Annotated in this window: 10 protein-coding genes; 6 read left to right on the top strand and 4 right to left on the bottom strand. The window is 66.0% G+C overall.

Annotated elements, in window-relative coordinates; all coding sequences use genetic code 11:
• Nucleotides 1–51: 51 nt before the first annotated feature.
• From purD to upp, 4 genes are all read right to left on the bottom strand, one after another.
• Nucleotides 52–1,326, bottom strand: a complete 1,275-nt coding sequence (gene purD, locus C0Z19_RS20900) for a phosphoribosylamine--glycine ligase (protein WP_102611746.1) — start codon at nt 1,324–1,326, stop codon at nt 52–54.
• 18 nt (nt 1,327–1,344) lie between these two features.
• Nucleotides 1,345–2,073, bottom strand: coding sequence for a YebC/PmpR family DNA-binding transcriptional regulator (locus tag C0Z19_RS20895; RefSeq protein WP_102611745.1), 729 nt, complete (start codon nt 2,071–2,073; stop codon nt 1,345–1,347).
• Nucleotides 2,074–2,395: 322 nt separating this feature from the next.
• On the bottom strand, nt 2,396–4,507 hold the full coding sequence (locus C0Z19_RS20890) for a putative bifunctional diguanylate cyclase/phosphodiesterase (protein WP_102611744.1): 2,112 nt from the start codon (nt 4,505–4,507) through the stop codon (nt 2,396–2,398).
• A 189-nt stretch (nt 4,508–4,696) separates the two neighbouring features.
• Nucleotides 4,697–5,347: a uracil phosphoribosyltransferase gene (upp, locus tag C0Z19_RS20885; RefSeq protein ID WP_102611743.1), complete on the bottom strand. Its 651-nt coding sequence runs from the start codon at nt 5,345–5,347 to the stop codon at nt 4,697–4,699.
• Nucleotides 5,348–5,556: 209 nt separating this feature from the next.
• On the opposite strand from upp, the gene C0Z19_RS20880 reads away from it, so the two are divergent.
• The 6 genes from C0Z19_RS20880 to C0Z19_RS20855 all read left to right on the top strand — a co-directional run bounded on the left by C0Z19_RS20880 (nt 5,557) and on the right by C0Z19_RS20855 (nt 11,860).
• Nucleotides 5,557–6,336: an SDR family oxidoreductase gene (locus C0Z19_RS20880; RefSeq protein WP_102611742.1), complete on the top strand. Its 780-nt coding sequence runs from the start codon at nt 5,557–5,559 to the stop codon at nt 6,334–6,336.
• Nucleotides 6,337–6,424: 88 nt separating this feature from the next.
• Nucleotides 6,425–6,811 carry a methylglyoxal synthase gene (locus tag C0Z19_RS20875; RefSeq protein ID WP_102611741.1) on the top strand — a complete coding sequence of 129 codons (387 nt, stop codon included), beginning with the start codon at nt 6,425–6,427 and terminating at the stop codon, nt 6,809–6,811.
• 112 nt (nt 6,812–6,923) lie between these two features.
• Entirely contained in the window at nt 6,924–7,898 is a 975-nt protein-coding gene (locus C0Z19_RS20870; protein ID WP_102611777.1) for a quinone oxidoreductase family protein, read from the top strand.
• Nucleotides 7,899–8,099: 201 nt separating this feature from the next.
• Nucleotides 8,100–8,717, top strand: a complete 618-nt coding sequence (locus tag C0Z19_RS20865; protein WP_102611740.1) for a DUF4126 domain-containing protein — start codon at nt 8,100–8,102, stop codon at nt 8,715–8,717.
• 71 nt (nt 8,718–8,788) lie between these two features.
• Nucleotides 8,789–11,308: an ABC transporter permease gene (locus C0Z19_RS20860; RefSeq protein ID WP_102611776.1), complete on the top strand. Its 2,520-nt coding sequence runs from the start codon at nt 8,789–8,791 to the stop codon at nt 11,306–11,308.
• A 135-nt stretch (nt 11,309–11,443) separates the two neighbouring features.
• Nucleotides 11,444–11,860, top strand: coding sequence for a group II truncated hemoglobin (locus C0Z19_RS20855; protein WP_102611739.1), 417 nt, complete (start codon nt 11,444–11,446; stop codon nt 11,858–11,860).
• Nucleotides 11,861–12,038 lie beyond the last annotated feature (178 nt).

The following is a 12,038-nucleotide window of genomic DNA, read 5'->3' as shown; positions in this document are numbered from 1 at the left end:
GGACATGGCCCGGGACGGATGAAGGCCGCGGCGCGAGGGCGCCGCGACCGATCAATGCTTGCGGCTCAACGCGCGATAGCCGATATCGCGGCGATACTGCATGCCGTCGAACGAGATCTGATTGATCGCTTCGTAAGCGGCCGACTGGGCACCGCGCACGGAGTCGGACAAACCGACGACACAAAGCACACGCCCGCCGGCCGTCACGAGCTTGCCGTCGACGAGCGAGGTGCCCGCATGGAACGTCACAGCGGTGTCGGTCTCGGCCGGGATGCCGTTGATGCGATCGCCTTTGCGCGGCGCATCGGGATAATGATGCGCGGCAAGCACGACACCGAGCGCCGTGCGGCGATCCCACGTGAGTTCGACCGTATCGAGCGTGCCTGCGATCGCGCTCTCGATCACTTTCGAAAAATCGCCCTTCAGACGCGCCATGATCGGCTGCGTTTCGGGGTCGCCCATGCGGCAGTTGAATTCGAGCGTCTTGGGATTGCCCTCGGCGTCGATCATGAGGCCCGCATAGAGAAAGCCCGTGTAGCGGATCCCGTCCTTTTCCATGCCGCGCACAGTGGGCAGAATGATTTCGCGCATCACGCGCGCATGCAGTTGCGGCGTGACGATCGGGGCGGGCGAGTACGCGCCCATGCCACCGGTGTTCGGGCCTTGATCGCCGTCGAGCAGGCGCTTGTGATCCTGGCTCGAAGCGAGCGGCAGCACGTGTTTGCCGTCGACCATGACGATGAAGCTGGCTTCTTCGCCCGCCAAAAATTCCTCGATGACGACGCGCGCGCCGGCATCGCCGAGCTTGTTATCGGCGAGCATCATGTCGACGGCGGCATGCGCCTCGTCGAGCGTCGCCGCGACGACCACGCCCTTGCCCGCGGCGAGGCCGTCGGCCTTGATCACGATCGGCGCGCCTTGGCGGTCGATATACGCGTGGGCGGCGGCCGCATCGGAAAACGTTTCATAGGCGGCCGTCGGAATGCCGTGACGCTTCATGAACGCCTTGGCGAAATCCTTCGAGCTTTCGAGCTGCGCAGCTTCTTTGGTCGGCCCGAATACCTTGAGACCGCGCCGGCGGAATACGTTGACGATGCCCGCGGCGAGCGGGGCTTCGGGGCCGACCACGGTCATCGCGATCTGCTCTTTTTCGGCGAAATCGGCTAGCGCATCGAGGTCCGTGATGTCGATGTTGCGCAGGCGCTCGTCCTGCGCCGTGCCGCCGTTGCCTGGTGCCACGTAGACAAGCTGCACGCGCGGCGATTGCGCGAGTTTCCAGGCCAGGGCATGTTCGCGGCCACCGGAGCCGACGACGAGTAGTTTCATGTGCTTCGCCCCTGTCTGTTACTCGTCGGCGATCGACGCGTTCGTGTAGACCTCTTGCACATCGTCGAGGTTTTCGAGCGCATCGAGCAGCTTCTGCATCTTCACGGCGTCTTCGCCCGTGAATTCGACTTCAGTTTGCGGCTTCATCGTGACTTCGGCCAGTTCGGCCTTGAAGCCGGCCGCTTCGAGCGCCTGCTTGACCTTGGCGAAATCGTTCGGCGCGCAGAGCACTTCGATGCTGTCGTCGTCGTTCGTGACGACGTCGTTCGCGCCCGCTTCGAGCGCCGCTTCCATGAGCTTGTCTTCGGGCGTGCCGGGCGCGAACAGGAACTGGCCGACGTGGTCGAACAGGAACGCGACCGAACCGTCCGTGCCCATGTTGCCGCCGAACTTGGAGAACGCATGGCGTACTTCGGCCACGGTCCGCGTGCGGTTGTCGGTCATCGTGTCGACGATGACGGCCGCGCCGCCGATGCCGTAGCCTTCGTAGCGGATTTCCTCGTAGTTCGCGCCGTCGACGCCGCCCACGCCGCGCTGGATCGCGCGGCTGATGTTGTCCTTCGGCATATTGGCGTCGTACGCCTTTTCGACGGCGAGCCGCAGACGCGGGTTCGAGTCGATCTCGCCTCCGCCCATGCGGGCCGCCACCTGGATTTCCTTGATGAGGCGCGTCCAGACTTTGCCGCGCTTGGCGTCGGCAGCGGCTTTCTTATGCTTGATGTTGGCCCATTTGGAATGACCAGCCATACGTTTCTCCGTGGCGCGTGCCCCTCGGGCACACGCATGATGCGTTTTGTCGATTGCGAATCGTGCTGACCCGGTGCTAACCCAGCGCTAACCCGGTGCGAACCGTGCAAGTCATGCCGGTGGTTCGGGTGTCGGGCGGCGTGCTGCGTGCTATCCGCGCAGTTGCGCTCGCGCGCCGCGATGCGGGAGGGGGCAGGCCGTCCGAAGAGCAGACGGCGATTTTACCATGCCCGGCGGGTCGCGACCGCCGCGCTGGGGCGCGGCTTCGGCCTGCTGCAAGGGGCGATATACCAAGCGGCGAGCGGCGATCCCGAAGGTGCGCCTAGGCCTGCGGTTCAATGGGTGCGAGGGCGGACGTCCGGCGCGCTGCGCGCCCGGTGCGGGCGCCGAGCAGGGCGCCGAACGCCTCCGGTGTGAGCGGCCTGCCCAGCAGGAAGCCCTGCATTTCGTCGCAGCGCAGCGCTTTGAGCTTGTCCCACTGTGATTGGGTTTCGACGCCTTCGGCCACGACGTCCATGCCGAGCGAATGGGCGAGCGCGATGATCGCGGACACGATGGCGGTGCCCTCGTCGCTTTGCTTGTCGAGTCCATCGACGAAGAAGCGATCGATTTTCAATTGCCTTACGCGGAAACGCTGAAGGTACGCGAGGCTCGAATAACCGGTGCCGAAATCGTCGATCGCCACTTCGAATCCGCTGTGCTGGAACGCACGCACCATGTCGGCCGTGCGGCGCACATCGTGCATGGCCGCTGTTTCGGTGATTTCGAACATGATCTGGTCACCCGCCACCTGTTCTTCGCGCAGGATTTCGACGATCTTTGCGAGCAGATCCTGCTGCGCGAGCTGGCGCGGCGAGAGGTTGATCGCGACCTTCGTCGGTTGGAAGCCCTGCGCCTGCCAGCGGCGAATCTGCCGGCACGCCTCGCGCACGACCCAGTAGCCGATCGGGACGATTTGCCCGTTGCGCTCGGCGATGGAAATGAATTCGGCCGGCGAGAGCAGGCCGAGGGTCGGGTGATTGAGTCGCAACAGCGCTTCTGCGCCCGCCAGCGCGCCGTCGTGCCCATAGAACTTGGGCTGGAAATGCAGGGAAAAGTAATCCTTGTCGAGCGCCTCGCGCATGGCCTGCTGAATCTGCAGCGTGCGCGTGGCTTCTTCGCTCATGTCCATTTCGAAAAAGCGGCAGGTGCCGCGCCCCGCGCGCTTGGCGGCGTACATGGCCGCGTCCGCGTTTTTGAGCAGCGTCTCGACGGTATCGCCGTCGCGCGGGAACAGCGCGATGCCGACGCTCGGTGCGACGAGCAGCGGTTGCTCTTCCACCCAGATGCTTTCGTGCATGCGCTCGAGCACGGCTTGCGCAACGCGGCGCGCGTCGCCCGGCATGTCGACTTGCAAGACCAGCATGACGAACTCGTCGCCGCCGAGCCGGGCCACGGTGTCACCCGCGCTCGCACAGTCGATCAGGCGTTGCGCGAACGCTTTGAGCACCTCGTCGCCGACGGTATGCCCGAGCGAGTCGTTGATGGTCTTGAAGCCGTCGAGGTCCATGAACAGGACAGCGAATTGGCCTTTGCCGCGTTTGCCGAGATCGATCGCGCGTTCCATGCGCTCGGTGAGCGTGCGGCGGTTCGGCAGCTCGGTCAGGGCGTCGAACGACGCCATGTGCATGATGCGGCCGTTGAGCTGCGACACCGATTTGACGAGAAATGCAGTGCGCGCATCGAAGCGCGAGAGCATCAGCGTCACGATCAAAATGGCGAAGGTGAAGATCGCGATCGTCGTGCCGAGCCAGCGCAGGTCCACGCCGCCTGCGGCGCCGCAGATCGATCCGGGCAGCACGGTGGCGGCTGCGTTGGCCGTGTAGTGCATGCCCGTGATGGCGAGGCCCATGACCAGCGAGGCGGCCGCGCGTTTGACGAGCACGTGTTCCTGCTCTTCCGAGCGAAGTCGATGGGCCATCCATAGCGCGGCCCCCGAGGCGACGATCGCGATCGCGATCGAAGCCGCGACGAGGAGCGGATCGTACGCGATGCCGGGCTGCATGCGCATGGCTGCATCGCCCGTGTAATGCATGCTGACGATGCCAAGGCCCATGAGCACGGCGGCGACCGGGAGGCGCCGGATTCCGAGGTCGCGATGCGTGATGACGCGCAGCGCAAAATATGAGACGACGATCGCGATCAGCAGCGAGCAAGCGGTGATCGCGAAATCGTAGCCGACCGGAATGGGAAGGGAGAACGCGAGCACGCCGATGAAGTGCATCGACCAGATGCCGACGCCCATGGCTCCGGCGCCGCCGATCAGCCAGGCTTGGCGCTGACGACGGCGCACGACCGAAGCGATCCGCCCCGAAAGGTCCAGCGCCGTGAAGGAGGCGAGCGTCGCGACGGCAAGCGACAGCGCGACGAGCCAGAAGTTGTAAGTGCCGTGCATGGCGGAGACTCAGTGGCGCGAATGGTTTCACGCCAGTTAACGGCACGCGGGGCGGTTTTTTGTATGGTGCCCCATTTCTATTTATTCGACGACTATCGTCGTCTTGCAGGCGGGCGTGGACGACCGGCCGATGGCAAGCCGCGGGCTGGGGCCGCGCAGCGCTGAGGCGCGGGGGCCGACAATCGCCGGCTAGTTCTTGGTGCCGAAGAGCCGGTCGCCGGCGTCGCCGAGCCCCGGCACGATATACGCGTGTTCGTTCAAGTGGGAATCGAGCGAGGCGACGTAAAGCTTTACGTCCGGATGCGCGTCCTGGAAGACCTGGACACCCTCCGGGGCTGCCACGAGGGCGACGAACGAAATGTGCTCGCCCGCGACGCCGCGCCGCTTCAATACGTCGACCGCATGGACGGCCGAATAACCGGTCGCCACCATCGGGTCGCAGAGAATGAACGTGCGGTCTTCCAGGTCGGGCAGCCTCACGAGATATTCGACCGGACGATGCTCCGCATCGCGATACACGCCGATGTGCCCGACGCGCGCGGACGGAATCAGCTCGAGCAACCCGTCCGACATGCCGACGCCGGCCCGCAGCACCGGCACGATGGCAAGCTTTCTGCCCGCGATCACGGGCGCGTCGATCTCGACGAGCGGCGTCTCGACACGCCGCGTCGTGATCGGCAGGTTGCGCGTTATCTCATAACCCATCAGCAGCGTGATCTCGCGCAGCAGCTCGCGAAACGTGCGCGTCGACGTGTCCTTGTCGCGCATGTGCGTGAGCTTGTGCTGAATCAGCGGATGATTGAGGATGAACAGATTCGGGAAGCGGCTGTCTTGTTTCATGGCGGGCGGGCGCGGCGGCGCGGTTCGAAGTGGTTTGCGCAAGTTTACCGAAAGAAGCGACGGGAAAAGTGCCAAAAGGAACCGGGGCGGCGATTTTCCGTTGCGGCATCTATTGGGCAGCAGACGCCGCGACGCACAGTGGCCTTCGGCGCGGTTGCGGCGATTCTTCTACAATCCGCCCATTGCCCGTCGATATTGGGGACACACGGATGGATCTTGGAATCGCAGGTCGCACCGCGCTCGTTTGCGCGGCCAGTAAGGGGCTCGGACGCGGCTGCGCCGAGGCGCTCGCCGCTGAAGGCGTGTCGCTCGTCATCGTCGCCCGTACCGAATCGACGCTCGAGGCTACGGCGGCAGAGATTCGCGCGAAGACGGGCGCATCGGTGCGTACGGTCGCGTGCGACATCACGACGCCGGCCGGCCGGGAAGCGGCGCTTGCGGCGTGCCCCGCGCCCGACATTCTGGTGAACAATGCGGGCGGCCCGCCGCCCGGCGACTTTCGCAAATTTACGCACGACGATTGGATTCGTGCGCTCGAAGCCAACATGCTGACGCCGATCGCACTGCTGCAAGCGACGATCGACGGCATGATCGAGCGCGGCTTCGGTCGCATCGTCAACATCACGAGTTCGGCCGTGAAGGCGCCGATCGACGTGCTCGGCCTCTCGAACGGCGCGCGCTCGGGATTGACGGGCTTCGTCGCCGGCGTTGCCCGCAAGGTCGTGCAGCACAACGTGACGATCAACAACCTGCTGCCGGGGTTGTTCGACACTGACCGCATCGCCACGACGCTCAACGCGCAGGCGCAAGCCAAGGGAATCAGCGTCGAACAGGCGCGGCGCGAACGTGCAGCCGGGATCCCCGCACAGCGGCTCGGGCAGCCTGAAGAATTCGGCAAAGCCTGCGCATTCCTCTGCAGCGCACATGCAAGCTACATCACGGGCCAGAACTGGCTCATCGACGGCGGCGCTTACCCCGGTACGTTCTGAACCTTTGCTGGACGCGATCGACGCGTGAGTCGATCGACGATTTTTTGATCTGCTTGTTGAAACTGCCTCAAACGGAAGGAGTGGCGCCATGACCCGATGCGTTGCGCTGATTGCGCACGATCACAAGAAGGAAGACATCGTTGCCCTCGCCGGCGAGTACGCGTCGACGCTGCGCGGCTGCAAGCTCATCGCGACGGGCACGACGGGCGGGCGCATCGCCGACACCCACGGGCTGACGGTGGAGCGCATGCTGTCGGGGCCTTACGGCGGCGACTTGCAAATCGGCGCGCTGCTCGCGGAAGGGAAAGTGGATCTGGTCATTTTCCTGCGCGATCCGATGACGCCGCAGCCGCACGAACCCGACATCAATGCGCTCGTGCGCGCCTGCGACGTGCATGACGTCCCCTGCGCGACGAACGTTGCGACCGCGCGCATGCTGCTCGACACGCTTGCGGGGCAGGTGGCGGCCGGTTGAATGCGACCGCAAGCCGATCGGCTTGCATCGCAATAGGGAACCCGGGTTGCCGCGCGCGGCGCCGTCGCCCGGATCGGATGGATCGAGCCAAACGCTCTTCAAGGAGAACCCCATGGTGAAAGCGATTCGAATCGAACGGACCGGCGGACCGGAAGTCATGCAGTGGGTCGAGGTCGACGTGGGCGCGCCGGGCGCCGGCGAAGTCCGCATCAAGCAGCATGCCGTCGGCCTCAACTACATCGACGTCTATTTCCGCACCGGCCACTACCCGATGTCGCTGCCGGCCGGGCTCGGGATGGAGGCGGCCGGCGTCGTCACCGAGGTGGGCGCCGGCGTCACGCGCTTCAAGGCGGGCGATCGCGTCGCCTACGTCGCGCGCCCGCCGGGCGCGTATGCCGAGGAGCGCGTGCTGCCCGCGGATGTGCTCGTCAAGCTGCCCGATTCGATCGGATTCGACGATGCGGCTTCGGCGATGCTGCAGGGGCTCACCGCGCAATACCTGCTGCGTCGGACCTTCCGCGTCGAGCCGGGTCAGACGATCCTGATCCACGCGGCCGCGGGCGGAGTCGGGCTGTTCGTGTGCCAATGGGCCAAGGCGCTGGGTGCAACAGTGATCGGGACGGTTGGCTCGGACGAGAAGGCCGAACTGGCAAAGGCGCATGGCTGCGATTACCCGATCGTCTACACACGCGAGAACTTCACGGAGCGCGTGAAAGAGATCACGAACGGGGCCGGCGTGCCTGTCGTCTACGACTCGATCGGCAAGGACACCTACAAGGGCTCGCTCGATTGCCTGGCGCCGCTCGGCTACTTCGTCAGCTTCGGCAGTGCGTCGGGTCCGCTGCCACCGATCGAGGCAGCCGAACTCTCGAACCGCGGCTCGTTGTTCTTCACGCGGCCGACGCTGTTCAGCTACATCGCCAAGCGCGATTGGCTCGATACGATGGCCGCCGAGCTGTTCGACGTGATCGGTTCGGGCAAGGTCAGGACGAACGTGCGCCAGCGCTATGCGCTCAAGGATGTAGCCGAGGCGCATCGGGCGCTCGAAGGGCGCAAGACGACGGGCTCGACCGTGCTCATCCCTTGAACGCGGGCGCGCAGGTGCGTAGAAGCGGATGCGCGGCGCTGTGAGCGGATCTATAGCCTGGCGCACTGACTGCGTAGGGCCGCGCGGGCGGCCCGGCAGCCGCGAGCATGAGGGTTCCCGCACCTGTCTATAATGGGACGTGAGCGCGCACCGCCCGGGTGCGCACGCGGCGCCAAACGCCACGAAGGCAGGGAGGGGGCAATGCTCGACGCACTTTCGCTCGGCGCCGGTCTGTCATGGGCCAGCGGCTTGCGCCTTTATCTGACCGTTTTTCTCGTCGGGGTATTTGCCAGACTTGGCATCGTCCATCTGCCTGACACGCTGTCGTCGCTCGCGTCGGGCTGGGTCATCGGCGCGGCGGCCTTACTCGCCTTCGTCGAATTTCTGGCCGACCGCATTCCCGCCTTCGATTCGCTGTGGGATGCAATCCATACGTTCATTCGCATTCCCGCCGGCGCGCTGCTCGCTGCCGGCTCGCTCGGCCATGCCGATCCGGCGCTGCTGACCGTCGCCGCGCTCGCGGGCGGCGCGCTCGCGGGTTCGGCTCATCTGACGAAGTCCGGCACGCGTGCGCTCATCAACCTGTCGCCCGAGCCGTTCTCGAACTGGGTCGCATCGTCGATGGAAGACGTGCTCGTCTGCGTGGGCCTCGCGCTCGCGCTGTTCGTGCCGCTCGTCTTTCTCGTGCTGATGGCGGGTTTCCTGGCATTTGCGAGTTGGGCGTTGCCGCGTCTCTGGCGCGGGGTGCAGGGCGGCTTTCGCGGGATGGCGGCCCATATGGTCTCGCGGCTAGGCTCCTTCGGAGGCAAGCGCGATTGAGCGGTTCCGCGCCCGTCATCGAGTCCAGGCGACCGGCCGGCCGCATAGGCCTGGTGCGGCAGGCCGCGCGCATGACATTGCGCGACTGGCGCGCCGGCGAACTGACGATGCTTGTGCTCGCGCTCGTGCTGGCCGTGGCCGCGCTCGCGAGCGTCGGCTTTCTTGCGGATCGACTGCAACAGGGGCTCGAGCGCGACGCGCGGCGGATGATCGCCGCCGATTTCGTCGTCCGGGCCGATCACCCCGTCGATACGGCTTTCTTCGATGAAGCCCGCAGTTTGGGCTTGCGCACGGCTACGACGGCAATCTTTCCGAGCATGGTGGCGCGCGTCAGCGCGGCGTCGCAAGACGACCGGTCGTTGGCCGATGCGCGACTTGCCGCAGTCAAGGCCGTCTCGTCTGCTTACCCGCTGCGCGGCGCATTGCGGATCGCTGCCACGGCAGATGCACCCGATCGCCCCGCCGACGGTATTCCAGCGAAAGGCACGGTCTGGGTCGACGACCAACTGCTCGAAACGCTGCACGCACACGTGGGCGATGTCGTGGCCCTCGGCGGCCGCCGGTTCACGATAGGCGCCGTGATCACGCGTGAGCTCGATCGCGGCTTCGCATTCGTCAATTTTTCGCCGCGCTTGATGATGCGCGCCGACGAGCTCGCGTCGACAGGGTTGATCGGCTATGGGAGCCGGGTGACATACCGCCTGCTCGTCGCTGGCAATGATGGCGCCGTGGCGCGCTTCGCCGCGTTTGCGCATGCACACGTCGACGGCGGCAAGTTGCGCGGCGTTGCGCTCGAATCGCTGAACGACGGTCAGCCCCAGGTGCGCGCGACGCTCGATCGCGCCGGCCACTTTCTGCGACTCGTCGCGCTACTGACTGCGTTGCTGGCGGCGGTCGCGATCGCCATGGCTGCGCATCGGTACATGCGACGCCATCTTGACGGCTGCGCCGTGATGCGCTGCCTCGGGCTCGGCGAGCGCGAACTGCGTACGCTCGTCGCGCTCGAGTTCGCGTTCATTGGCGTGACGGGCGGCGTGATCGGCGCGGTGCTCGGCTATGCCGGCCATTTTGCGCTGCTTGCCTGGCTCGGCCAATTGATCGCCGTCGCGCTGCCGCAGCCGAGCCCGCTGCCCGCCGTCGAAGGGATCGGCGCGGGGCTCGTGCTGCTGTTCGGCTTTGCGTTGCCGCCGCTGTTGCCGCTCACGCGCGTGCCGCCGATCAGGGTGTTGCGTCGCGACTGGGACGGACAGGCGCGCGCGGCCTGGTGGGCCTACGCCGTCGGCATCGCGTTGTTCGGCGCGCTGCTCGTGCTCGCCGCCGGCGAGCTCAAGCTGGGCGGCATCGTCGCAGGCGGCTTCGCGTCAGGCCTCGTGGTGTTCGCCGTGCTGGCGCGCGTGGCGCTCTGGCTCTGCGCTCGGGTGGCGCGCAGCGAGGGCGGGCGGCGCTTGGCGGCGGCCGTCGGCTGGCGCTACGCATTGGCGTCGCTCGAACGGCGCGGCTGGGCCAGCGCGCTGCAGATAACGGCGCTCGCGATCGGCTTGATGTGCCTGCTGCTGATCGCGATGACGCGCAACGACCTCGTGGCGGGCTGGCGCAAGTCCACGCCGCCCGATGCGCCCAACGAGTTTCTGATCGACATCCAGCCCGACGAGCGCGAAGCCGTCGTCGACTATTTGCGCGCGCATGGCGTCGATGACGTCACGCTCGAGCCGATGGTGCGCGGCCGGCTCGTCTCGATCGACGGCAAGCGCATCGTACCGGAGTCGTACAAGAACGACGATGCGCGGCGTCTCGTCGATCGCGAATTCAATTTGTCGTACCGGAGCACGCTGCCCGACGACAACCGGATCAGCGCGGGCGCGTGGTACGGTCGCGCAACGCGCCCCGAAATTTCCATCGAAGCCGGGCTGGCCAAGCTCATCGGCGTGAAGCTCGGCGATGTTTTACGTTTCGATGTGACGGGCATGCAGATCGACGCGCCGGTCACGAGTGTACGTACGCTCGACTGGGGTACCTTCAAGGTCAACTTCTTCGTGCTGATGCCGCCAGCCGCACTCGAAGGCTTTCCGGCGACATTCATCACGAGTTTCCACCTGCCGCCCGAGCGGCGGGCCGCGCTCGACGGTCTGATCGCCGCGCACCCGAACGTGACGGCCATCGACACGACGCCGATCCTCGCTCAAATACAACATGTGCTGGAGCAGGTGATCGGCGCGGTGCAGTTTCTGTTCGCTTTCACGCTCGCGGCTGGTTTGCTCGTGCTTTACGCAGCGCTCGCGGGCACGCGCGACGAGCGCGTGCGAGAATCGGCGCTGCTGCGCGCGCTTGGCGCTTCGCACCGGCAGGTGCGCTCGGTGCATGTGGCCGAGTTCGTGGTCGTCGGTACCTTGGCCGGCGTCATGGCAGCCGTAGGCGCACAGGCGCTTGGCATCGTGCTGGCCACGCGCGTGTTCGACTTCCACCTTGATCTCGATCCCTGGATGCTGCCGGCCGGGATCGCGGCGGGCGTCGCCTGCGCGGGAGTGGGCGGCTGGTTGAGCTTGCGGCGGGTGCTGCGACGTCCGGCGGCGCAGTCGCTGCGCGATGCGTGACGTGGAGCCTGGGGCGATGTGCGATTTGCCATTCGTCGCTCGCCGTTGGGGGGCTTGATCGCCGTGTGGCGTGTGCCGTGAGCACTGGGCGATACCTTTTGAATTGACCGATTTATCGACGTATCGATTGAACGTATGACCGACTTGACCGATGACGGTGCGCAAGGCCGACAGCCGAGCGCGTTCGACCTCGTGGGCGGCGAAGCGCGCGTGCGCGAACTCGTCGACCGCTTTTACGATCTGATGGACCTCGAGCCCGAGTTCGCGGGCCTGCGTGCGCTGCATCCGGCTTCGCTCGAGGGTTCGCGCGACAAGCTGTTCTGGTTCCTGTGCGGCTGGCTCGGCGGCCCCGACCACTACGTCGAGCGCTTTGGCCACCCGCGGCTGCGTGCGCGTCATTTGCCGTTCGCGATTGCTTCGTCCGAGCGCGATCAATGGGTGCGCTGCATGGCGTGGGCCATGGAAGACGTGGGGCTGCCGCAGGCGCTGCGCGAGCGGCTGGTCGGATCGTTTTTCGATACGGCTGACTGGATGCGCAACCGGCCCGGTTGATCGACCGGTACGGCGCCGCCGCGATTGTGCGCAGGACGGACTGTTCGCAAATCCAGGCGATTTTCATAATGACCGCTCGCGCCGGCCGCCACTGAACGGCGGATCCGCCGCCCGAGCTGGCTTTCATCGATTGCCCGGCCGGAGAGCGGTGACGGCGCACGACCGATAGACGAGGACC

This window comes from Trinickia soli (assembly GCF_002879855.1).
GTDB lineage: Bacteria > Pseudomonadota > Gammaproteobacteria > Burkholderiales > Burkholderiaceae > Trinickia > Trinickia soli.
This window is presented reverse-complemented; position numbering and strand designations above follow the sequence as displayed.

Bases quoted from the DNA above. Each gene is read 5' to 3' on its own strand.
- purD (WP_102611746.1), bottom strand. From the start codon at position 1,326: ATGAAACTACTCGTCGTCGGCTCCGGTGGCCGCGAACATGCCCTGGCC.
- C0Z19_RS20895 (WP_102611745.1), bottom strand. From the start codon at position 2,073: ATGGCTGGTCATTCCAAATGGGCCAACATCAAGCATAAGAAAGCCGCT.
- C0Z19_RS20890 (WP_102611744.1), bottom strand. From the start codon at position 4,507: ATGCACGGCACTTACAACTTCTGGCTCGTCGCGCTGTCGCTTGCCGTC.
- upp (WP_102611743.1), bottom strand. From the start codon at position 5,347: ATGAAACAAGACAGCCGCTTCCCGAATCTGTTCATCCTCAATCATCCG.
- C0Z19_RS20880 (WP_102611742.1), top strand. From the start codon at position 5,557: ATGGATCTTGGAATCGCAGGTCGCACCGCGCTCGTTTGCGCGGCCAGT.
- C0Z19_RS20875 (WP_102611741.1), top strand. From the start codon at position 6,425: ATGACCCGATGCGTTGCGCTGATTGCGCACGATCACAAGAAGGAAGAC.
- C0Z19_RS20870 (WP_102611777.1), top strand. From the start codon at position 6,924: ATGGTGAAAGCGATTCGAATCGAACGGACCGGCGGACCGGAAGTCATG.
- C0Z19_RS20865 (WP_102611740.1), top strand. From the start codon at position 8,100: ATGCTCGACGCACTTTCGCTCGGCGCCGGTCTGTCATGGGCCAGCGGC.
- C0Z19_RS20860 (WP_102611776.1), top strand. From the start codon at position 8,789: ATGACATTGCGCGACTGGCGCGCCGGCGAACTGACGATGCTTGTGCTC.
- C0Z19_RS20855 (WP_102611739.1), top strand. From the start codon at position 11,444: ATGACCGACTTGACCGATGACGGTGCGCAAGGCCGACAGCCGAGCGCG.